The 23541-nt window shown below is 39.5% G+C and carries 13 protein-coding genes and 2 pseudogenes; all 15 read left to right on the forward strand.

Annotated features, from left to right (window positions below):
- Nucleotides 1–175 precede the first annotated feature (175 nt).
- A pseudogene (locus tag LNM86_RS00960) lies at nucleotides 176–9523 on the forward strand (hypothetical protein); the annotation flags it as partial.
- A gap of 252 nt (nucleotides 9524–9775) precedes the next feature.
- Nucleotides 9776–10831, forward strand: a pseudogene (locus tag LNM86_RS13060) (Vomp family autotransporter); the annotation flags it as partial.
- Complete coding sequence (locus tag LNM86_RS00965) at nucleotides 10828–11424, forward strand: invasion associated locus B family protein (RefSeq protein ID WP_241438059.1); 597 nt, start codon at nucleotides 10828–10830, stop codon at nucleotides 11422–11424. The pseudogene LNM86_RS13060 and the gene LNM86_RS00965, both read left to right, overlap by 4 nt.
- 882 nt (nucleotides 11425–12306) lie before the next feature.
- On the forward strand, nucleotides 12307–13608 hold the full coding sequence (locus LNM86_RS00970; RefSeq protein ID WP_241438060.1) for a Ppx/GppA phosphatase family protein: 1302 nt from the start codon (nucleotides 12307–12309) through the stop codon (nucleotides 13606–13608).
- A gap of 33 nt (nucleotides 13609–13641) precedes the next feature.
- The gene (locus tag LNM86_RS00975; protein ID WP_241438061.1) at nucleotides 13642–14370 is read left to right on the forward strand and encodes an RlmE family RNA methyltransferase; all 729 of its coding nucleotides are present in this window, start codon (nucleotides 13642–13644) and stop codon (nucleotides 14368–14370) included.
- Nucleotides 14371–14540: 170 nt separating this feature from the next.
- A complete protein-coding gene (gene obgE, locus LNM86_RS00980; RefSeq protein ID WP_241438062.1) occupies nucleotides 14541–15563 on the forward strand; it encodes a GTPase ObgE in 1023 nt (340 codons plus the stop codon).
- A gap of 5 nt (nucleotides 15564–15568) precedes the next feature.
- Entirely contained in the window at nucleotides 15569–16708 is a 1140-nt protein-coding gene (gene proB, locus LNM86_RS00985) for a glutamate 5-kinase (protein WP_241439033.1), read from the forward strand.
- A 49-nt stretch (nucleotides 16709–16757) separates the two neighbouring features.
- The gene (locus LNM86_RS00990) at nucleotides 16758–18014 is read left to right on the forward strand and encodes a glutamate-5-semialdehyde dehydrogenase (protein ID WP_241438063.1); all 1257 of its coding nucleotides are present in this window, start codon (nucleotides 16758–16760) and stop codon (nucleotides 18012–18014) included.
- Nucleotides 18015–18043: 29 nt separating this feature from the next.
- Nucleotides 18044–18637 (forward strand): nicotinate-nucleotide adenylyltransferase, encoded by a 594-nt coding sequence (locus tag LNM86_RS00995; RefSeq protein ID WP_241439034.1) that lies wholly within the window; start codon nucleotides 18044–18046, stop codon nucleotides 18635–18637.
- Nucleotides 18638–18678: 41 nt separating this feature from the next.
- Complete coding sequence (gene rsfS / locus LNM86_RS01000; RefSeq protein ID WP_241439036.1) at nucleotides 18679–19122, forward strand: ribosome silencing factor; 444 nt, start codon at nucleotides 18679–18681, stop codon at nucleotides 19120–19122.
- 1 nt (nucleotide 19123) lies between these two features.
- Nucleotides 19124–19606 carry a 23S rRNA (pseudouridine(1915)-N(3))-methyltransferase RlmH gene (gene rlmH, locus LNM86_RS01005; protein ID WP_241438064.1) on the forward strand — a complete coding sequence of 161 codons (483 nt, stop codon included), beginning with the start codon at nucleotides 19124–19126 and terminating at the stop codon, nucleotides 19604–19606.
- Between the two features lie 96 nt (nucleotides 19607–19702).
- The gene (locus LNM86_RS01010; RefSeq protein WP_241438065.1) at nucleotides 19703–20986 is read left to right on the forward strand and encodes a murein hydrolase activator EnvC family protein; all 1284 of its coding nucleotides are present in this window, start codon (nucleotides 19703–19705) and stop codon (nucleotides 20984–20986) included.
- On the forward strand, nucleotides 20976–22286 hold the full coding sequence (locus tag LNM86_RS01015) for a S41 family peptidase (RefSeq protein WP_241438066.1): 1311 nt from the start codon (nucleotides 20976–20978) through the stop codon (nucleotides 22284–22286). The genes LNM86_RS01010 and LNM86_RS01015 overlap by 11 nt, the downstream gene beginning before the upstream one ends.
- A gap of 31 nt (nucleotides 22287–22317) precedes the next feature.
- On the forward strand, nucleotides 22318–22842 hold the full coding sequence (locus LNM86_RS01020; protein WP_241438067.1) for an RNA pyrophosphohydrolase: 525 nt from the start codon (nucleotides 22318–22320) through the stop codon (nucleotides 22840–22842).
- A gap of 110 nt (nucleotides 22843–22952) precedes the next feature.
- Entirely contained in the window at nucleotides 22953–23513 is a 561-nt protein-coding gene (locus LNM86_RS01025) for an invasion associated locus B family protein (RefSeq protein ID WP_241438068.1), read from the forward strand.
- The last annotated feature ends 28 nt before the right edge of the window (nucleotides 23514–23541 follow it).

Consider the following 23541-nt stretch of genomic DNA (forward strand, 5'->3'; position numbering starts at 1 on the left):
TAGAATTGTTGGTCGCGATGGAACATTGCTCACTGGAGGTGTTGGGCTAAGTGCGGAGACGCAGTATAATAGATTTATTACCAATCAAGTGTATTATAATCGTAATCCTTATGGTTCTATGACACAGCAGATTCCGTGGACTGGTAATGGTTTGGCTGGTCCTACGAGTGGTTATATGGGTGCTCTTACTGGTGGAGCTGGTAATATTCTACCTCGGGCTTTTGGTGTTTATTCTTTTGCGACAGGGTGTGGATCTTATGCTTCGGGTAATTATTCAACGGCTTTTGGTGCCGGTGCGACAGCAAAAGGAGGGGGAGCAATAGCCTTTGGTGTTTCTGCGCTTGCAAAGGACCAGGCAAGTATTGCTATTGGTATAGGATCAGAGGCATCTGCTATATCTGCTCTCGCATTTGGTGGGCTTGCAACTGCGAAAGCTGAAAATTCATTGGCGGTAGGGATCAAATCTCTTGTTGAAGAAGGCGCTAAGAGTGCTGTTGCTATTGGGACAGAAGCACAGGCTACTCTTGAAGAGGCTGTAGCTCTGGGAGCATATTCTGTATCTAATCGTAAACGTGGCGTTTTGGGTTATAATCCTCTAACAGGTAAAGCAAAAACAGCAGGCGATCATGTTTGGGAAAGTAGCTTGGCAGCACTTAGTGTTGGGAATGTTGAGAGCGGAAAAACACGGCAGATTACAGGTGTTTCTGCTGGTTCTGAAGATACAGATGCGGTGAATGTGGCGCAGTTAAAAGCAGTACGAGAAGCAGCAGCTATAAAAGGCTTAAAAATTAACACCACCAATACAGATTTTACAGATCCCGTTGCTGCTGCACAAGATTCAATTGCACTTGGTAACAACGCCCATGTTGATAAAGATTCCTCTTATGGGATTGCTATTGGTAAAAACGCAACTATTGAAGATGCCTTGTATTCGCTTGCTGTTGGTATGAACGCAAAAATTGATGAAGGTTCCTTGTATGCGTTTGCTATTGGTACAAACGCAAAAATTGATGCAAAATCCTCTTATGGGATTGCTATTGGTACAAACGCAGAAATTGGTAAAGGTTCCCGTCACGGGATTGCTATTGGTACAAACGCAAAAGCATTGATTGAAGATTCTGTTGCTTTGGGTTTGGAATCCATATCTGATGTTGGCGCTGGTATTGCAGGTTATGATCCTAGTACTAGAAGGAACTCAATCGCAGAGGATAAGATATGGCGAAGCACTCTTGCTGCACTCAGTATTGGTAGTATTAAGGACGGAAAAACCAGACAGATTGTAGGTGTTGCTGCTGGTACTGAAGACACAGATGCGGTCAACGTGGCACAGCTAAAAGCTCTACAAAGCTCTATAACCCCAAGTTGGGATCTTTCTGTTAATGGTAAAAATACAACGAATGTTAATTCAAGCAATCCAGTGGATTTAGAAGCTGGAAGTACAAATATTACGCTTACAAAAGGAGAAAACGACAATAAGGTAAAATTTGATTTAGCTAGAGGTATTACAGTAGGTACAGTACAAGCAGAGAAAATACAAGTAGGAAAAAACACCTTAGATGAAACGGGCTTAGTAATTAACGGTGGTCCGAAAATAACCACTTCTGGCATTGACGCTGGCGGTAGAAAGATAACAGGAGTTGCAGAAGGTAGTGATAATACAGATGCTGTTAACAAGGGGCAACTTGATGAAAGTTTAAAGAGGCTTTCCAACAATCTTCAGTCTGATGATTCTGCTGTCGTTCATTACGATAAGAAAGAAGGCGAAAAAGGTGGCATTAATTATGCGAGTGTTACTTTAGGTGGTAAAGATAAAGATAAGGTACAGGTAGGTATTCACAATGTTGCCGACGGTGCAATCTCTTCAGAATCCCATGATGCAATCAGTGGTTCACAGCTTTATTCTCTCGGTAGCAAGGTTGCATCTTACTTTGGTGGTGGTGCTGAATACAAGAATGGTCAATTGAGCGAGCCTGATTTTAAGCTTAATATAGTTAATGCTGATGGTGTTTCTGAAGCGACTTATCATGATGTCACCAGTGCTTTTAAAGGGGTAGGTAATTCATTAAAGAATATTAAGAATGAAATTAAGAATGAGATTGCTACTGTTCAAGGAGATTCTTTGTTATGGAGTGATAAAGAACAGGCCTTTGTCGCAACACATCACAAAGCAGATGGCAAAGAAGGACAAAAAACAAGCAGCACAATTAGGTTTGTTGCAGGTGGAGCTCAAACTCAAAATTCAACTGAGGCCATAAATGGTAGCCAGATGTATATGTTAGGTACTAGGATGGCTACGTTCTTTGGTGGTGGTGCTGATTTTGGGAATGGAAACTGGGACTATCCAAAATTTAAATTTAAAACCATCAAGGATGATGGTACTGAAGAAGAGAATAGCTATGATAATGTAGCAGATGCATTTGCGGGTGTTGGTACCACTTTCACAACTATTCAGAAGAAATTTACAGAACAAGTTAATAATGTAATTCAAAAATTTGAAGGTGAGAGTGTTGTTAAGTGGGATAATGCAACAAAGTCTATCACCATTGGTCAAGAAAAAGATGGCAATGTAATCAATCTCCAAAACAAGGATAACGAGAGCCGAACGATTGCAGGTTTGATAGGTGGGGAAATCTCTAAAGATTCAAACGAGGCGGTAAATGGTTCACAGCTTCATCAGTTGGGTAGCGAAGTTGCCACGTCACTTGATAGTGAAGCTAAATATGATGGAGGCAAATGGGTTGCGCCAAAATTTAAGCTTAAGCAATTTAATTCAATAAACGATGTTTCTGATGCGTCTTACGATGACGTAGTCTCAGCCTTTGCTGGTGTAGGTACTTCTTTTACGAATGTAAAAAATGAAATTACGAATGTAAAAAATGAGCTTACCAAAAAGGTTGAAAAAGAAATTACCGCTGTTCAAGGTAACGCATTGTTGTGGGATGAGGAGAAAAGCGCCTTTGCCGCAATGCATGGTAAAGAAGATAGCAAAAAAAACAACAGCAAGATTACCTCTCTTCAGAATGGGGTTGTTTCCAAAGATTCAACGGATGCTGTAAATGGCTCCCAGATTTATTCTCTAAACAAAAATATTGTGCATTATTTTGATAAGAATGCTGCATATAATGAAGATGGGAGTTGGAAAGAACCAACATTTAAGCTTAAAGCTTTTAAGGATGATGGTAACTCTGAAGAAGAGACTTATCATGATGTCGCCAGTGCTTTTGAAGGAGTAGGTAATTCATTCACGAATGTAAAAAATGAGATTACCAAAGAGATTAAAAAAATTAATACACAGATCACAAACGTTACAGAAAACAACCTTGTACAGCATGATAGCGAAACAGGTAAAATTACCATTGGTTTGAAAGAAAATGGCAATTTAATAGATGTTTCTAATAAGAAAGGAGAAACACGTACGCTTAGTGGTGTGAAAGATGGTACTCTCTCAGAAACTTCAAAAGAGGCAGTAACAGGTTCGCAGCTTCATACATTAGGCAGCAAGGTTGCATCTTACTTTGGCGGTAGCGCTAAATACGAGAATGGAAAATTAAGCGAGCCTGATTTTAAGCTTAATATAGTTAATGCTGATGGTAGCTCTAAAGAAGCGACTTATCATGATGTAGCGACGGCTTTTGCTGGAGTAGGCACCTCTTTTGCGAATGTTAATACCAATATAACGAAAAAGTTTAATGAACTTACTCAAAATATCGCGAATATTAAGCAGGAAGTTCAAGGAGATGCGTTGTTGTGGGACAAAGATGTAGGTGCTTTTGTAGCAACGCATGGAGAAAAAGGAAGCAAAAAAACCAACAGCAAGATTACCTCTCTAAAGGATGGGGTTGTTAGTAGTCTCTCAACGGATGCAGTGAATGGTTCTCAGCTTTATTCATTGAATAAGCAGTTTGCAACCTATTTTGGTGGTGGTGCCGGCTATAATACGAAAGGAGAGTGGACCGCACCTACATTTAAGGTTAAAGGCATCAAGGAAAATGGGCAAACGGAAGATAAAGACTATACTAATGTAGCGGCTGCTTTTGAAGGAGTAGGTAATTCATTCACGAATGTTGCAAAAAAGATTAACAAAGAGATTTCTGATGCAAAGAGTGACTCTTTAAACTGGAATGAAACTGCGAATGCCTTTGTTGCAACGCATGGAGAAGAAAAAAGCAGTAGCAAGATTACTTCTCTTCAGAATGGTGCAATTAATGAGAATTCCACGGATGCAGTAGCAGGTCAACAGCTTCATACATTGGGCACCGAAGTTGCTAAGTATTTCGGTGGTGGTGCGACCTTCAGTGAAGGTAGTCTTAAAGAACCAACCTATCAATTATCTCAGGTTTCTCAAGATGGCACAGTGAAAACTACTGATTTTAAGAATGTTGGCTCAGCCTTTGAAGGACTTGATAAGAACATCAAGAATGTCAATAATCGGATTAAGGAAGTCTCTCAAGGTGTTGCACAGGATTCTTTGAACTGGAACAAGAAAGCAGGAGCGTTTGTAGCAACGCATGGTGAAAAAGACGGTACAAAAACCAACAGCAAGATAACGTCTCTGCAGAATGGAGCAATTAATGAGGGCTCCACGGATGCTGTTGCCGGTCAACAGCTCCATAAATTGGGCAATGAAGTTGCGTCATATCTTGGTGGGAATGCGAGCTACAAGGATGGCGAATGGACAGCTCCTAAGTTTACGGTTCAGGCTGTCGATAAAGAGGGCAAAGTTTCTGATGCAACCTATCATGATGTAACAACTGCGTTTGCTGGTGTAGGTACCTCTTTTACAAATGTTAATAACAATTTGACGAATAAGTTTAATGAACTTACTGAAAAGATCACGAATATTAAGCAAGAAGTTCAAGGTGACGCGTTGTTGTGGGATAAGACAAAAAGCGCCTTTGTAGCAATGCATGGTGAAAAAGAAGGAGAAAAAAGTAACAGCAAGATTACTGCTCTTCAGAATGGAGAAATTAATGAGAAGTCCACGGATGCTGTAGCAGGTCAACAGCTTCATCAATTGGGTAGTGAAGTTGCGAAATATTTTGGTGGTGATGCTAAGTATGAGAATGGCAAATTGATTGCACCAAGTTTCAAGGTTAAGACTGTCAAGGATGACGGTAGTGATGTTGAAGAACAAAGCTATGGTAGTGTAGCAGCTGCTTTTGAGGGTATAGGTACCTCTTTTAAGAATCTGCGTAAAGAAGTTAAGAGTGAGATTGACAAAGTTGTTGGAGATAGTCTTGTTAAGCAAGATGAAAAAACAAATCTTATTACTATTGGTAAAGAAGTAGAAGGCAGTGAAATTAATATTGCCAACAGCAAAAATGGGTTACGCACTATTTCTGGTGTGAAGGAAGCAACACAAGATAATCAGGCTGTTAATAAGGGGCAACTTGATAAAAGTTTGGAGAAGCTTTCCAACAGTCTTCAGTCTGAAGATTCTGCTGTTGTTCATTATGATAAAAAAGCTGATGACAATAACAGTATTAATTATGCGAGTGTGACTTTAGGCGGTAAGGATAAAGATAAGACACCTGTAGGACTTCATAATGTTGCTAATGGTGTAGTTTCTTCATCATCTCATGATGCAATCAATGGTTCACAGCTTCATACATTGGGCACCGAAGTTGCTAAGTATTTCGGTGGCAGTGCAGGATTTAAGGATGGTGCATTTACAGGACCAACCTATCAATTATCTCAGGTTTCTCAAGATGGCACAGTGGAAACTACTGATTTTAAGAATGTTGGCTCAGCCTTTGAAGGACTTGATAAGAACATCAAGAATGTCAATAATCGGATTAAGGAAGTCTCTCAAGGTGTTGCACAGGATTCTTTGAACTGGAGTAAAACTGCGAATGCTTTTGTCGCGACGCATGGAGAGGATAAACAAAACAGTAAGATTACCTCTCTTAAGAATGGTGATATTTCTGCGAGCTCCACGGATGCTGTGGCAGGTCAACAGCTTCATCAATTGGGAAGCGAGGTTGCCAAGTTTCTTGGTGGTAATGCTAACTATGATGGTGGCAAATGGACGGCTCCTAAGTTTACGGTTAAGAGCTTCAAAGAAGGTGGGACAACAGAAGATAAAGATTACTCAGATGTTACCTCAGCCTTTGCTGGAGTAGGTAGTTCATTTACAAATGTTGATAATAGAATTACGAATGTTAAGAATGAGATTACCAAAGAGATTAGCCAAGTGGTCAGTGATAGTCTTGTTAAGCAGGATGAGACGACCAAGGTTATTAAGATTGGTAAAGAAGTAGAAGGTAGTGAAATCAATATTGCTAATAAGAGTGGTGAGGCACGAGCTCTTTCTGGTGTGAAGGAAGCAACACAAGATAATCAGGCTGTTAATAAGGGGCAACTCGATAAAAGTTTGGAGAAGCTTTCCAACAGTCTTCAGTCTGAAGATTCTGCTGTTGTTCATTATGATAAAAAAGCTGATGACAATAACAGTATTGATTATGCGAGTGTGACTTTAGGCGGTAAGGATAAAGATAAGACACCTGTAGGACTTCATAATGTTGCTAATGGTGTAGTTTCTTCATCATCTCATGATGCAATCAATGGTTCACAGCTTCATACATTGGGCACTGAAGTTGCGAAGTATTTCGGTGGTGGTGCGACCTTCAGTGAAGGTAGTCTTAAAGAACCAACTTATCAATTATCTAAGGTTTCTCAAGATGGCACAGTGGAAACTACTGATTTTAAGAATGTTGGTTCAGCCTTTGAAGGACTTGATAAGAACATTCAAAATGTCAATGATCGGATTAAGGATGTTTCTGAAAGTGTTACACAGGATTCTTTGAACTGGAATAAGGAAGCAGGAGCGTTTGTAGCAACGCATGGTAAAGACGGTGAAAAAACCAACAGCAAGATTAAGTTCCTTGCCAATGGTGATATTTCAGCAAGTTCCACGGAAGCTGTTAATGGTTCTCAGCTTTATTCTTTAAATACTACACTTGCTCAATATTTTGGTGGTGATGCAGCATTTAAGGATGGTATCTTTACAGGACCAACCTATAAATTATCTAAGGTTTCTCAAGATGGCAAAGTGGAAAAGGCTGAATTTAAAGATGTTGGTTTAGCCTTCTCAGGACTTGATGAGAACATCAAAAATGTCAATGATCGGATTAAGGATGTTTCTGAAAGTGTTGCACAGGATTCTTTGAACTGGAACAAGGAAGCAGGAGCATTTGTAGCAACGCATGGTAAAGATGGTGCAAAAACCAACAGTAAGATTACGTCTCTTCAGAATGGGGATATTTCTGCGAGCTCTACGGATGCTGTGGCAGGTCAACAGCTTCATGCATTGGGTAATGATGTTGCGGCGTATTTTGGTGGTAATGCTAGCTACAAGAATGGCACATGGATTGCACCAAAATTCACGCTTAAGACTGTCAAAGAAGATGGCAGTGCAGTTGAAGAGCAAAGCTATGGTAGTGTAGCAGCTGCTTTTGAGGGGATAGGTACCTCTTTTAAGAACCTGCATAAAGAAGTTACTCAGGGCAATACGGAGGTTTCTGAAAATATTAAGCAGAACGCATTATTGTGGAGTGATGAAGACAAAGCATTTGTAGCAACGCATGGTAAAGACGGTGAAAAAACCAACAGTAAGATTACGTCTCTTCAGAATGGTGATATTTCTGCGAGCTCTACGGATGCTGTGGCAGGTCAACAGCTTCATGCATTGGGTAATGAAGTTGCGGCGTATTTTGGTGGTGATGCTAGCTATGAAAATGGAAGTTGGAAAGCACCAAGTTTCAAGGTTAATATTGTCAAAGAAGATGGCAGTGCAGTTGAAGAGCAAAGCTATGGTAGTGTAGCCGAAGCGTTTGCAGGTGTGGGCAGTTCTTTCACAAACATTCATAATGAAGTTAAGAATAAGATTAGCCAAGTAGTTAAAGACAGTCTTGTTAAGCAGGATGAGAAGACCAAGGTTATCAAGATTGGAGGCGAACAGGATGGTACGACAATCACTATTGCCGATAAGGATAATAAAGATCGGATTCTTTCAGGCGTGAAAGCAGCAGCGAATGATAATGAAGCTGTTAATAAGGGTCAGCTTGATAAAGGTTTGAAAGATCTTTCGAACAGTCTTCAGTCTGAAGAATCCGCTGTTGTTCTTTATGATAAAGGATCAGATGGTAATACCAATTATGGTAGTGTGACGTTTGGAAAAGGTAAAGATTCGTCTCCTGTTGGTTTACATAATGTTGCCAATGGCCAGCTTTCTGAGGGTTCACATGATGTTGTTACAGGTGGTCAGATTAATACGATTTCCCAGGATGTTGCGAAATTCTTGGGTGGTGATGCAGGATTTAAGAATGGTGCATTTACAGGACCAACCTATCAATTATCTAAGGTTTCTAAAGATGGTCATGTAGAAAAGCATGCATTTAAAGATGTTGGTTCAGCCTTCTCAGGACTTGATGAGAACATCAAAAATGTCAATGATCGGATTAAGGATGTTTCTGAAAGTGTTGCACAGGATTCTTTGAACTGGAACAAGGACGAAGGAGCGTTTGTAGCAACGCATGGTGAAAAAGGCGGCAAAAAAACCAACAGCAAGATTAAGTTTCTTGCCAATGGCGATATTGCAGAAGGATCGACGGAAGCAGTAAATGGCTCTCAGCTTTATTCCATGAGTAATACGCTAGCGACCTATTTAGGAGGTGGAGCTGGATATGCGAATGGCGAATGGCATAAACCTGATTTCAAGGTTAATGTTGTCAAAGAAGATGGCAGTGCAGTTGAAGAGAAGAGCTATAAGACTGTAGCGGAAGCTTTTGCAGGTGTAGGAAGTTCATTCACGAATATTCATAAAGAGCTTAAGACTGAGATTAAAAAAGTCGTTGGAGACAGCCTTGTTAAGCAGAATGAAGAGACACATGTTATCAGTATAGGAGGTGAAAAGAGTGGTACTGAAGTTAAGCTTGCGAATGTTGATGGCGCATCGCGGACGTTGTCTGGAGTAAAATCTGGTGCGCTTTCGGAAGAATCGACGCAAGCGGTGAATGGTTCACAGCTTTTTGCGACCAATCAACATGTAAGCACCGTGTCTACCAATCTTGAAACAGCCGCTACGGATATAGCTAAATCCTTTGGTGGTGGTGCTAAGTATGAAGGTGGTGTATGGACTGCTCCTAAATTTACGGTTAAGAGCTTTGAAGAAGAAGGGAAGGTTTCTGATGAGACCTATCATGATGTTGCCTCAGCTTTTGCTGGAGTAGGTAGTTCATTTAGCAATGTGAATAATAGAATTACGAATGTTAAGGATGAGATTACCAAAGAGATTAACCAAGTTGTCAGTGATAGTCTTGTTAAGCAGGATGAGACGACCAAGGTTATCAAGATTGGTGCGGAGAAAGAAGGTACAGCAATAACAATTGCCAACAGTAATGGTGATGCACGTAGTCTTTCTGGTGTAAAAGCAGCAATTCTCTCTGAAAGCTCGACAGAAGCAGTAAATGGTGGTCAGCTTTATTCATTGAATAAGACGCTAGCGACTTATTTTGGTGGCGATGCACAGTTTGCAGATGGCAAGTGGACTCCACCAAGTTTCAAAGTTCTGACCTTCAATGATGATGGCAGTTCAAAAGAAGAGAGTTATCCAGATATTACAGCTGCCTTTGCGGGTGTAAGCAGTTCCTTCAAGAAGCTTCATAAAGAGCTTTCTGATAATTCTGATAAAGTTGAGCAGAATGCATTGTTGTGGAGTGATGAAGAGAACGCCTTTGTAGCGCTTCATGGGCAGGGATCTGACAGAAGCAAGAGCAAACTGAAATCCCTTTTAGATGGCGATATTTCTGAGGGCTCAACGGAAGCGATCACAGGTAATCAGCTTTATGCTCTGAATACGACCCTTGCGACCTATTTTGGTGGTGGAGCTAAGTATGAGAATGGTAGTTGGACTGCACCGACATTCAATGTTGCCCAATTTAATTCTGATGGGAGTTCCTCTACGAAGGAGAGCCATGATGTCGCGGGTGCCTTTAATACTGTCAGTGAGAGTATGACGAATATCAACAACCGTATTAAGGATGTCTCTGATAATATAGATAAGAATAGTTTGCATTGGAATGAGGAGCAAGGAGCGTATGATGCAAGTCATAATGGTGAAGCGTCTCATATTACCAATATAGCGAATGGAGAGATCAAAGCTGGCTCACAAGATGCAGTGAATGGAGGTCAGCTATGGGAAACGAATGAAAGGGTAACGAAGGTTGAGAACAGGGTAGATACGCTTGATAAACATGTCCAAGATATTGAAACTGCGGTAACGGATGGAGCTGTTAACTATGACAAAGGTGCAGATGGTAAAAAGACCAATAGCATCACGTTAGTAGGTGGCAATGAGAGTGATCCGGTTTTGATAGACAATGTAGCGGACGGCAAGATTGAAACAGGCTCTAAGCAAGCAGTCAATGGTGGTCAGTTACATGATTATACTAAAGATCAGATGAAGATAGTTCTTGATGATGCGAAGAAATATACGGATGATCAAGTGGGTAGTCTTGTCAATAAAGGTGTTAACGAAGCAAAATCCTATACAGACATGAAGTTTGAGACGTTAAGCTATGCTGTTGAGGATGTTCGCAAAGAGGCAAGGCAAGCAGCGGCTATTGGTTTGGCGGTTTCTAACTTACGTTACTATGATATACCAGGATCTTTAAGTGTTTCATTTGGTACAGGTTTATGGCGTAGTCAATCCGCGTTTGCTATTGGTGCAGGTTATACCTCTGAAGATGGTAATATCCGCTCTAATTTATCAGTCACAAGTGCAGGTGGTCATTTTGGAATAGGCGCAGGTATTACTCTGAGACTGAGATGATGATGAAAAAGATGCATATCACTATAAAGAAGCAAAATATTTTTGTAATTATTCTGTTTGTCCTTGCCTTTATAGGCAAGGGCGCGAGTTTTGCTAATGAGAAAAAGGATGTTTATACAGTGCACCCACCACAATTATCCGTTCCCAAAGGAGAGCCTGGTGAAACGCGTCGCATTATTATGCAATTTGATTATTGGACATTGATTTGTGATGAAAAACAAAAACTTAAGCAAGGAATATGCAATGTAACGCAGACGGTTCATGATCAGAATGATAATACGGTTTTTAGTTGGTCTCTTGTTTCTACCAAAAATGGTCAAGCAGTAATGCTTTTCCGAACATTACCAAATACTGATATAAATATTCCTATTCAAATTTTTGTAGAAGGTGTTAAAAAACCTATCCTTATTCGTTATACGCAGTGTAATGAAACCATCTGTTTGGCACAATCGCCTGTAGGACCAGTTTTAAGCAAACAAATAGAACAAAACAAAAAAATACGTATTTCCTATAAGATTAAAGAAGGAAAGGTGTTTTCTTTTACTGTACCATTTGAAGGGTTAAGTGCAGCACTTAATTCTTTACAACGATAACCTGTATAGAGCGGTTTTAAAAGAGCTTATTTGTCCATAAATAATATTGTTTTGTATTTTCAGATTTAAAGAAAAAATGCAGTAATTTAGTAATTTGTAGAGTATAATAGAGAAATGCCTTGTTCAATTGAGGTCGTATTTTACGGGTGTAAAATTTCAATAAATTATTTATCTATAACAGAAAATGAAGAATAAAAATTAGAATTTCTCCACGGGATTTACAAGAGCAATATAGTTCCTTTGAACAAATGGTCGGTTAGTTTTATCTTTGTAAAAATTTCATACCAATTTAATGCTTATAGAAAAAATAACCAGCGTCTCTCTTTATAAAAGAAAATACTCTAACGCACTCTTGATTTCTCTTTGTCTAAAATCCTATTGCGAAAAAGTGTTTAGGCTCATTTGACATCAATAACTTCCAATTAAAATACTGTCATACTTTTTGTAGTTATGGAGTTTGGTGATTGCGATACTAAGAGTTGAGTTACTTTGTAAAATGCAATTACAGTATTATTATGCCGCGAATATAAAGGAGCAATGATAGCTTAAAATTCTCGAAGAGTATAAATTTATCTTTTTTACAATAGAGATACATCTCGATATGAATGACTAAAGAGCAGTTACTTACTTACAAAAATGGATATAGACGTCATTAATGAATTTATAGTTTCAAGCTTATAAAGAGAAAGTCGATTTTTTTAAAAAAAACAAAAATTATTCAGAAAGCTAAATGACATGAGCGTGGACACTTCTGATAAGAGAAAAGTAAGGAATGTTTTCTTGATATTTATAATTTAATGCCGCATTGTTACTTTATTTAGTTATGAACACAAGGAGTTTTGCGTTTATTTATTGGGGGAAAACGCTCAAGGAATAAGGAAAATGACCCCATTAGATTATGATTCAAAAGAATCAAAGAAAGGAAGAGCGCATGATATCAAAGCAAAGCAATTCTATGATCACAGCGCTAGTCATCATAATCACTCTGCTTTGTTACAGACAGGAAGGGATTCCCTTTCCGTTGATATAAAGCACCAACAACGAAGAAGACGTCGTAAACAGAAGCCTATTCAATCGGATACAACTTTTGAATTTAATGGTCGAGCAACTATAGGTATTAAGAAAGCAAAAGGCTCAAAAACAACTTTTCTTCCACAGTTTTCTCGTTTGAAATCGCCGCCTCTTTATGCTGCACTTGATTTGGGAACGAACAATTGTCGTCTTCTTATCGCATCTCCTAGTAAACCAGGGTATTTTCATGTTGTTGATGCTTTTTCACGTATTGTACGATTAGGAGAAGGTTTAGTAAATAACGGTTTTCTTCATACACAAGCAATGGATCGTGCGATTGAAGCATTAAAGATTTGTCATTTAAAGCTAAAGCAGAGGCGTATTAAACGTTATCGTTTAGTTGCAACGGAAGCTTGCCGTTTGGCAAAAAATGGGAAACATTTTATTCAACGCGTTTTGGATGAGACTGGTCTTGAATTAGAAATTGTTGATCAGGAAACCGAAGCACGTTTTGCTGTTTCAGGTTGTGGTACGCTTGTTGAACCGAATACCGATGCAATTGTGCTTTTTGATATTGGAGGAGGTTCATCAGAAATTGTGCTTCTTGATGTTTCCAAAAAGCGTTCTTTACGTTTAACAGAACAAATTACGGCATGGACTTCTCTTCCTGTTGGTGTTGTCACGCTTGCTGAACGCTTTGGAGGCAGTAATGGTAGTTTAGACGATTTTGAGAAAATGAAAAGTTATGTGCGAAATTTGTTAAATAATTTTTCAGAACGTCATCAATTGGGGACTCTTGCTCAAGGGTCAAAGTTTCATCTTTTGGGAACTTCTGGAACGATTACAACTTTAGCGGGAATGTATCTTAATTTAGAACGTTATGACCGAAGACAAGTTGATGGTATTTGGATGGATGATGCAGACATTACACTTATGGTGGAGCGTGTATTGTCATGGGATATAAAAAAACGTGCAACTAATCCTTGTATTGGACGAGAAAGAGCAGATTTAATTTTAGCTGGTTGTGCAATTTTAGATGTTATTCGAGAAGTTTGGCCCAGTCGACGATTAAGAGTTGCTGATCGTGGTTTGAGAGAAGGAATTTTGATAGAGTTGATGTTACGCGATGGTGTATGGTGTCGATATAGGAAAGGAAAACGTTTCAGACGTTAGCAGATTATCAAAAGACGGAGACAATGAATAACGATGAAAAAAACGATAAAAACACCAGCTGGTGGATACGGTGGTTCAGGCTCACATGAATTATATCAACGTGTAAAGAAGAAAGCAGGAACCATTAAAGCGTCGTCACGGCGGTGGTTAGAAAGGCATCTAAATGATCCTTATGTTCATCAGTCTAAAGTAGATGGTTATCGGTCGCGTGCGGCTTATAAATTAATTGAAATTAATGAGCGTTATAAGTTTCTCAAAAAAGGTCAAAAGATTATTGACTTAGGTACGGCTCCGGGAGGATGGTGTCAGGTCGCTGTACGTGTAGTTGGCTCCAGTGATAAAAAACCGAGTGTTGTGGGCATTGATTATTTGCCTGTTGACCCATTACCTGGAGTTGTAATGTTGCAAATGGATTTTTTGCATGCAGATGCACCACAGAAATTAACTGATGCCTTAGGGACAAAGCCGGATGTGGTGCTTTCTGATATGGCAGCACCAACAACAGGTCATCGTCAGACGGATCATTTAAGGACGATTCATTTATGTGAAGTTGCTGCTGAGTTTGCTCTTTCAGTTCTTAAGCCTGGAGGACATTTTTTAGCAAAAGCCTTTCAAGGTGGAGCGGAAAACACCCTTCTCACAACATTAAAACAGAATTTCAAAACAGTTCATCATGTCAAACCACCTGCAAGCCGATCAGAATCCGTAGAGCTTTACCTTTTAGCTTTAAATTTTAAGGGTAAAACAGAAGTGCAACAATAGCTTTTTTCCAGAAGATTGAAGTGTATTGATATATTAAGAATATAAGGGTATTTGCGAATAGTTGTTGATGACATTATGGGCAGTTTTTCTTTTGTCAATAATGAAAAACTGGTAAAACTGATACGTTACCTATAGAGGCAGAAGGATTGATTCCTCAGTGAGTATTTCCAATGAAATTTCTTGATCAAGCTAAAGTTTATATTCGTTCTGGGAATGGGGGGGCAGGAGCAGTCTCCTTTCGTCGTGAAAAATTTATTGAATTTGGTGGGCCTGATGGAGGGAATGGAGGACGCGGTGGTGATGTTTGGGCTGTTGTTGTTGATGGACTGAACACGCTAATCGATTATCGCTATCAGCAGCATTTTAGAGCAAAAACAGGAGGACATGGTAAGGGGCGTAATATGTCGGGTGAAAAGGGTGATGATATCATTCTTAGAGTACCGGTTGGGACACAAATTTTTGAAGAAGATAATGAAACGCTAATCTGTGATTTAACACAAGTGGGACAACGTTACCGTCTTGCAAAAGGAGGGAACGGTGGTTTTGGGAATCTTCATTTTACGACCTCTACGAATCGGGCACCTCGTCGTGCAAATCCTGGTTTAGCTGGTGAAGAGCGCACATTGTGGCTTCGTTTGAAGTTAATTGCTGATGGTGGAATTGTTGGTTTGCCGAATGCTGGAAAGTCAACTTTTTTAGCATCAGTAACAGCTGCAAAACCAAAAATTGCTGATTATCCTTTTACCACTCTGCATCCTCATCTTGGTGTTGCACGCATTGATGCACGTGAATTTGTTTTGGCTGATATTCCTGGTCTCATTGAAGGGGCTCATGAAGGTATAGGAATTGGAGATCGTTTTTTAGGGCATGTTGAACGCTGTGGTGTTTTACTCCATTTGGTTTCTGCTCAAGAAGAAGATGTGGCAAAAGCGTACCAGATTGTGCGTAAGGAATTAGAGGCATATGGGAATAACTTAAGTAATAAGACAGAAATTATAGCTTTAAGTCAGATAGATACTCTCACTATTGAAGAACGAAAAGCTAAACAAGAGATTTTGCAAAAGGTAACGGGTAAATCTGTGATGATGTTTTCTGCGGTCAGTCGTGAAGGTTTAGAAAATGTGCTCCGTGCTATCGCACATATCATTGAAATGGCACGCAAAAATGATGATGACAGAGTAAAGCAGGATTGATGAAGATGGCAGTTGGATTGCAAAAACTTGCACATTATAAACGCATTGTAATCAAAATTGGATCTGCGCTTTTGGTTGATCCTCAGACAGGTTTACGGGCTGAATGGCTCAACAGTTTGGTAAGTGATGTTGCCAAGTTACGTCAAAAAGGTATTGAGATTTTATTGGTGTCTTCAGGTGCGATTGCTTTAGGAAGAACATTGCTCCAGCTCCCTAAGGGAGCTTTGAAATTAGAAGAGAGTCAGGCGTGTGCTGCTTTAGGACAAATTGAATTATCCAAAACATATGGCGATGCGTTTGCTCAATATGGATTAAAGACGGGTCAAATTTTACTCACTCTTTTCGATACGGAAGAGCGACGGCGTTATCTCAATGCACGTGCTACAATTAATGTCCTTTTGCGTTTTGGAGCTGTGCCGGTTATCAATGAAAATGATACTGTAGCAACAAGTGAAATTCGCTATGGTGATAATGATCGTTTAGCGGCACGGGTAGCAACAATGATGGGTTCAGATCTTTTGATACTTTTATCAGATATTGATGGCCTTTATACGAAATCTCCTCATCGTGATCCTACGGCTGAATTTATCCCTTTTGTTGCATCAATCACGAGTGATATCGAAAAAATGGCAGATGGAGCTGCTTCAGAGCTTTCTCGTGGGGGAATGAAGACCAAATTAGATGCTGGAAAAATAGCGAATTCCGCTGGAACAGCGATGGTCATTACTTCAGGCAAGCGTATGAATCCTCTTTCGTCCCTTGAAAAGGGGGAGCGCAGCAGTTTTTTTGCTGCGAGTGAAAAACCTGTTAATGCTTGGAAAATTTGGATTTCTGGTCATTTAGAACCATCGGGTATTTTAACGATTGATCAGGGAGCAGTGAAGGCTCTTAAATCTGGAAAATCATTATTAGCAGCAGGAGTTATTGCTGTTGAGGGAAGATTCAATCGCGGAGATACGGTTGCGATTGTTGATATAAATGGAATTGAGATTGCTCGTGGACTTGTGAGTTATGGCAAAGATGAAGTTGTACGCATTATGGGGTGTAAAAGCGAAGAAATTGCATTTATCCTTGGATATGAAGCGCGCTCTGCTATGGTGCATCGTAATGATATGGTTTTACGATGCTTGACCGATTCTGCTTAAAAAAGTTATCTTTTACTTTGTTTATTGCTTTTGCAGAATGGATGATACTATGGCTTTAAAAGAACAAATGAAAGACATGGGGAAAAAAGCGCGTCATGCTGCTGCGGAACTAGCTGTTATGTCTTCTGAACAAAAGAATAAGGCATTAGAAGCGATAGCTTTGAGTTTAGAGGATCAATCAGCTGAAATTTTACAGGCTAATCGTCAAGATTTAGCGAACGCTGTTCAGAATAATTTAAATGCAGCCATGGTTGATAGGCTTAAGTTAGATGAATTGCGTTTGGATGCAATCATAGAGAGTGTGCGTCATATTGCTTCTTTACCTGATCCAGTTGGACAAGTGATGGATGAATGGACACGTCCAAATGGGCTTCATATTAGTCGTGTCCGTACACCTCTTGGTGTCATTGGCATCATTTATGAAAGTCGACCAAATGTGACAATTGATGCAAGCGCTTTATGTTTAAAGGCTGGAAATGCTGCAATTTTACGTGGTGGGTCAGATAGTTTTCATTCTGCTCATGCGCTCCATTGTGCGTTGGTGAGAGGATTGGAAAAAGCTGATTTTCCTAAAGATGCAATTCAAATGGTTGGAACGACAGATCGGAATGCTGTTGGAGAAATGCTTAAAGGATTGGATGGTACGATTGATGTGATTATACCTCGTGGTGGAAAAAGCCTTGTTGCACGCGTGCAGTCTGATGCACGTGTTCCAACCTTTGCCCATTTAGAAGGGCTCTGTCATATCTATATTGATCAATCAGCAGATTTAGATATGGCGCGTAAGATTGTTATAAATGCAAAGTTGCGCAGAACCGGTATATGTGGCGCTGTTGAAACAGTTCTCATTGACCGACAAGCATTAAAAAAGTTTCTTCCTGTTCTCATTGCTTTACAAGAAAAGGGATGTGAAATTCGTGCAACAGAGGATATTGTTTCTCTCCTACCAGATGTTAAATTAGCCTCTGAAGAAGATTGGTCGCATGAATATCTTGATGCAATTCTTTCTGTCAAAACAGTTCAAGGTATTGAGGGAGCCATTGCGCATATTCAACGTTATTCATCGGGGCATACAGAATCGATTATTGCTGAGGATATGAGGGTGGTAAAAATATTTTTTAATCGTTTGGATTCAGCTATTTTACTTCATAATGCATCTACGCAATTTGCTGATGGAGGTGAATTTGGTTTTGGAGCAGAAATTGGTATTGCAACAGGAAAAATGCATGCACGTGGTCCAATTGGTGTTGAACAGCTGACATCATTTCAGTATCATATTAAAGGAAATGGGCAGGTTAGGCCTTGAAAAATCTGTTTTTTCCTTGGAAAGATCGCATGCCACATGTTGAAAAGTCCAATATTGTTGGTCTTTTTGGTGGGTCTTTTAATCCGCCGCATGCTGGACATCTTCTTGTTGCAAAAAGCGCAATTCGGCGTTTACATCTTGATCAATTATGGTGGATGGTAACTCCAGGAAACCCCTTAAAGGATTGTACACATTTACCTTCTTTAGATGAGAGAATGCGGCTAAGTATTGAACGCGTTGATCATCCAAAGATTCGTGTAACGGGTTTTGAACAGGCAATAGGTAGTAAAGTATCAATAGATACGATTTCTCATATTCTCACACATTGTCGTGGTGTCCGTTTTGTGTGGGTGATGGGTGCAGACAGTTTTGCAACGATACATCATTGGTATCGATGGCGTGCTATTGTCTCCATGCTTCCGATTGCAATTGTTGATCGTCCTTTTGCGCATATGTCAGCACTTTCTTCTCCTATGGCACATATTTACCGTTCTTTTCGTTTGGATGAGAGAGAAAGTATACGATTACCTTTTATGAAACCACCGGCTTGGACTTATTTACATGGCCCTTTGTCTTTTCAGTCTTCAACGAAACTTCGTTTAAAGGAGAATAATTTTTCTTGAATATTTTGTAAGATTCTGCTTCTCTTTCCCCTATGATTTAAATAATAAGAAAGGATATTGGTCTGAAAAATATTTCACAAAAATACTCTTACAGTATTGCACCTGCGACAGAAAAAAGAATCTTTTCTGTAAGCGATGGTCTCAAAATCATTCTCAAAAGTTTAGAGGATAGCAAAGCAGAAGATATTGTTTCCATTGATATTCAGGGTAAATCATCTTTGGCTGATTACATGGTCATAGCTTCAGCACATTCACAACGCCATGTTACTGCTATTGCGGATCATTTGTTAGGCACTTGGAAAGACAGTGGATATGGTCTTGCAAGTGTAGAAGGGTTAGATACGGGTGATTGGGTATTGATTGATACAGGTGATATCATTGTTCATCTTTTTCGTCCAGAAATTCGTCTCTTTTACAATTTAGAAAAAATGTGGCTTGCTCCTGATGTAAACAATACAAAATCGGTTCTCTTTGGAGATCATTAACATGCAAATTTCTATTTTTGCTGTTGGTCGCATGAAGATGGGAGCAGAACACACATTGTTTCACCATTATTTGGATCGTTTTTCTAAAAGTTCTGGAGTTGTGGGATTTCATTTCAAAAAATTACAAGAGATATTAGAAAGTCGTGCGCAGACAGCATGTCAGCGCATGGAAGAAGAGGGGAGAAAGCTTATCGAATTTTTGCCTGACAAGTGCCGATTAATTGTGCTTGATGAGCGTGGAAAATCGATTTCATCATCTGCTTTTGCTGAAAAGTTAGGTTTCTATCGTGATGAAGGTGTCCATGATTTGATCATTGCTTTAGGGGGGCCTGATGGGCATAATGAACAGATAAGAAGCCGTGCTGATTTTCTTTTGTCTTTTGGTTTTATGACGTGGCCGCATCAAATTGCACGTATACTTCTTGCTGAACAACTTTATCGTGCTGTAACGATTGCCAGTAACCACCCTTATCATCGCGTTTAATATTTTTAGACAATTTTTAGCACTTATTTGTGTATTTATTAATATTGTTTTAGTTGACGTCATTTAAAGCATCACTCATTTATGTGATGATGCTTAATGGTTGGGCAAATGGGAAATCTTCTTCATAGAAAGGTGCAACATTTATATGAAGAATTTATGCTATTTTTCGTGTTGTTCTTGAGTCTATTTTTTTGTTTTTCTATATCACATGCTGAAGATACAGTAAGGAGTGCAGAAGAAGCACAGAGAGCGTTAAAAGAGATTCACCAGAATATTTCACTTTCGCGTGAGCGGGTTGCTTTCCTTGAGCGTCAAGTTGAAGTTTTAAAAAAAGATCAGCGTGCTTTAAGTGATGCACTCATCAAGGTTGCTAAAGCAGAACGTGCCGTAGCAGGTGATATTGCTGAAAGAGAAGAAAAGCTAAAAAAAATGATAAAAAAGCGGGTGCAAGTTCAACAAAATCTGAAAAATCGTCGTGCAGAATTTGCGGAAGTTCTTGCCATTTTAGAACGTATGGGGTTAAATCCCGCTCCTGCTCTTTTAGTGAGACCTGAAGATGTATTAACTTCTGTCCGTAGTTCTGTTTTATTAGGGGCTGTTATCCCTCAAATGCAAGAGAAAACACGCGCTTTAACAGAAAGTCTGAAGGAGTTGACCTATTTAACCAATTCAATTACCACGGAGTATACAGCGTTAAAGGCTAAAATGCAAAAGCAAGCAGAACAGAAAAAGCATTTAGAGCTTTTATTAGACAAAAAAGCTAAGTTACAACAAAGATCAGAAGAAGAGCTTACAGAGCAACAACAAAAGAACATTGCTCTTGCTAAACAAGCGCGCTCTTTAGAGGAGTTGATTTTAGAGCTTGATCGTCAATCAAAACAGAGCTCTGATGTCTCAAGACAGTTACAGAAAAATTTACAGTTGTTAGAGCAATCGAATTTTGAAAATCGAAAAGGTTCTTTACTTTTACCTGTTTTAGGAAAACGTGTGCAGCATGCGCATAATGGTTCACAGATGACGCGCTTTGGTGAAATGATTGAAACAGAAGCATCTGCCATTGTTATATCTCCTACTGATGCTCTTGTTGCTTTTGCTGGGCCATTTCGTTCTTATGGACAATTAATTATTCTCAATGTCGGCAATGGTTATCATATCATTCTTATTGGGATGTCAAAAATTAACGTAAGTCAGGGACAGTTTGTTCTTGCCGGTGAACCCCTTGGAACGATGGGAATGCAATTTGTTGCGAACAGTGTTGCATTGGATATAGGCAAAACGGCTCCAATGCTTTACATTGAGTTTCGCAAGCAGGGGAGACCTGTAAATCCAACTCCTTGGTGGCGGACTGAAAAAACGAGAAGGAACCAAAATGATTCGTAAAGTTATTCTTTTGGTCGCTGGGGTATTGCTCGGCGCCTGTTCAATGATAATGGTGCAGTCTGTTGCTGCCAATAATGAAAATGATGTTTATAAAGAGTTGGCTTTATTTGGCGATATTTTTGAACGCGTCCGTATGCAATATGTGACGGTGCCAGATGATAAGAAGCTTATTGAAAATGCTGTCAATGGGATGCTCACATCGCTTGATCCCCATTCATCTTATATGAATGCACAAGAAGCTAAGGAGATGCGGGATTCTACGAAGGGAGAATTCGGAGGTCTAGGTATTGAAGTTACCATGGAGAAAGGCTTAATTAAAGTTGTTTCCCCAATGGATGATACACCTGCTTCAAAAGCGGGTATTTTAGCAGGGGATCTCATTTCAAAAATTGATGGTGTAGAGACGAATGGTCAAACATTGAATGAAGCTGTTAATAAGATGCGGGGAGCTCCTGGAGCACCCATAGCGTTGACAATTATTCGTTCTGGTGTTGATAAGCCGCTTGAAATTAAGGTTGTTCGTGATATCATCAAAGTAAAAGCGGTAAAATATCGCGTTGAGAATGATATTGGATATGTAAGAATTATTCAGTTTTCTGAGCAGACTTTTGGCAATCTTCAGGCCGCAATTAAAGATATTCAGTCGAAAATTCCTCAAGATAAGTTAAAGGGATATGTTCTTGATTTACGGCTTAATCCTGGTGGTCTTTTAGATCAGGCAGTAAGCGTTTCGAGTGCTTTTCTCAATAAAGGTGAGATTGTCTCAACCCGTGGACGTAAGAAGAGTGACGTGACGAGATTTGATGCTAAGCCAGGAGATATTATTGATGGAAAGCCTCTCATTGTGCTTATTAATGGTGGTTCGGCAAGTGCTTCTGAAATTGTTGCGGGTGCACTACAAGATCATCGTCGTGCTACGATTTTAGGGACGCAATCTTTTGGTAAGGGATCTGTTCAAACGATTATCCCTTTAGGTGAAAATGGTGCTTTACGTTTAACGACTGCGCTTTATTACACGCCGTCAGGCACTTCAATTCAAGGGACTGGAATTACACCTGATATTCTTGTAGAGCAACCCCTTCCTGAAAAATATAAAGGTTATGATGTAAAGATTGGTGAATCGACATTAAAAGGGCATATCAAAGGGAAGCGAGAAAGCAAGAAAGGATCTGGTTCAGCTGCTTTTGTTCCACAAGACCCAAAGGATGATGTTCAATTGCATGAAGCTTATAAGCTGTTACGGGGTGAAATGGCGCATGCAGCTTTTCCACCAGACCCCAATAAGGATATTTTAAAGTGAAAAAGGGAATATACAGCTTGAGGATCATTGCATGGATAATGCACAAGTTAGTTTAGAAGCTCTTCCTTATCGCCGATGCGTTGGAATTGCTGTCTTTAATCATGCAGGTAAAGTTTGGGTTGGACGTCGTTTAATGACGTCCGATCATCCTATCGCCGAAATGCCTCATCGTTGGCAGCTTCCTCAAGGAGGAATTGATGAGAATGAAGAGCCATTAGATGCGGCATGTCGTGAGCTTTACGAAGAAACGGGTATTCGATCTGTAAAATTGATTAAGGAAGCAAAAAATTGGTTCACTTATGATTTTCCACAAGAACTTGTTGGGTGTAAATTAAGCAACAGATATCGTGGACAAATACAAAAATGGTTTGCTTTTCAATTTACGGGAGATCTTTCTGAAATCATGACGAATCCCCCGCCGGATGGTCATAAAGCAGAATTCGACCAGTGGAAATGGATTGATCTGGAAACGCTGCCTTCGATTGTGATTTCTTTTAAAAAGCATGTTTATAGGAAAGTTGTTAATGAATTTCGAGGTAGCCTCAAGCGATTATAAAAGCTATACAATTATAGAAAGGTCTTTTTTATTAAGATGTTTTTATATATGTATAATTATTAAAAGATAATGAGCATGTTTCTCTTTTATGTAAAAAACTGGAATATAAAATGAAAAAGTTATTGAATTTACTTATATTTTTTACTCTCTTGAGTATTTCTTCTGTGGCATTTGCATCAGATTCAAAACCTGCCGCAGCTAAACCCGCAGCAGCTACATTACCAAACGGTGCCTCTTCTTTGTCTGAAACTTTCGGCTTGTGGACTGTTAATTGTGTTATACAAGAGGGGAAAAAGATTTGTTTTATGTACCGCCAAGAAGTAAATGAGCAAGGTCGTGTTATTGTAGCTATGAATGTCCTTCTTAATGCTGATGGTGTGGTATCTGGTAATTTGACGATTCCTTTTGGCGTTTTAGTCTCTAAGCCTGTTCGTTTACAAGTTGATGAAGGAAAGGCTACTATCGAAACCAGTGTTCGGACGTGCACATCAGCAGGTTGTATTGTTCCCATAGTCTTTGATAAAAGTTACGTGGCAGCTTTACGCGCTGGAAAGCATTTGAAAATGGCTATGACAATTGCCGCTCCAGGTGAACCACCTTTGAATGATTTATTTGTTCAGTTGAATGGTTTTAGCAATGCTCTTAATCGTTTGACTGCGTTGCAGAAATAATTTTAAAAATAACAAAGACGACCTTTAA

Source organism: Bartonella machadoae (assembly GCF_022559585.1).
Classification (GTDB): Bacteria; Pseudomonadota; Alphaproteobacteria; order Rhizobiales; family Rhizobiaceae; genus Bartonella; species Bartonella machadoae.

Bases quoted from the DNA above. Each gene is read 5' to 3' on its own strand.
- LNM86_RS01015 (WP_241438066.1), top strand. From the start codon at position 20,976: ATGATTCGTAAAGTTATTCTTTTGGTCGCTGGGGTATTGCTCGGCGCC.
- obgE (WP_241438062.1), top strand. From the start codon at position 14,541: ATGAAATTTCTTGATCAAGCTAAAGTTTATATTCGTTCTGGGAATGGG.
- LNM86_RS00990 (WP_241438063.1), top strand. From the start codon at position 16,758: ATGGCTTTAAAAGAACAAATGAAAGACATGGGGAAAAAAGCGCGTCAT.
- rlmH (WP_241438064.1), top strand. From the start codon at position 19,124: ATGCAAATTTCTATTTTTGCTGTTGGTCGCATGAAGATGGGAGCAGAA.
- proB (WP_241439033.1), top strand. From the start codon at position 15,569: ATGGCAGTTGGATTGCAAAAACTTGCACATTATAAACGCATTGTAATC.
- LNM86_RS01020 (WP_241438067.1), top strand. From the start codon at position 22,318: ATGGATAATGCACAAGTTAGTTTAGAAGCTCTTCCTTATCGCCGATGC.
- LNM86_RS00995 (WP_241439034.1), top strand. From the start codon at position 18,044: ATGCCACATGTTGAAAAGTCCAATATTGTTGGTCTTTTTGGTGGGTCT.
- LNM86_RS00975 (WP_241438061.1), top strand. From the start codon at position 13,642: ATGAAAAAAACGATAAAAACACCAGCTGGTGGATACGGTGGTTCAGGC.
- LNM86_RS00965 (WP_241438059.1), top strand. From the start codon at position 10,828: ATGATGATGAAAAAGATGCATATCACTATAAAGAAGCAAAATATTTTT.
- LNM86_RS00970 (WP_241438060.1), top strand. From the start codon at position 12,307: ATGACCCCATTAGATTATGATTCAAAAGAATCAAAGAAAGGAAGAGCG.
- LNM86_RS01010 (WP_241438065.1), top strand. From the start codon at position 19,703: ATGGTTGGGCAAATGGGAAATCTTCTTCATAGAAAGGTGCAACATTTA.
- LNM86_RS01025 (WP_241438068.1), top strand. From the start codon at position 22,953: ATGAAAAAGTTATTGAATTTACTTATATTTTTTACTCTCTTGAGTATT.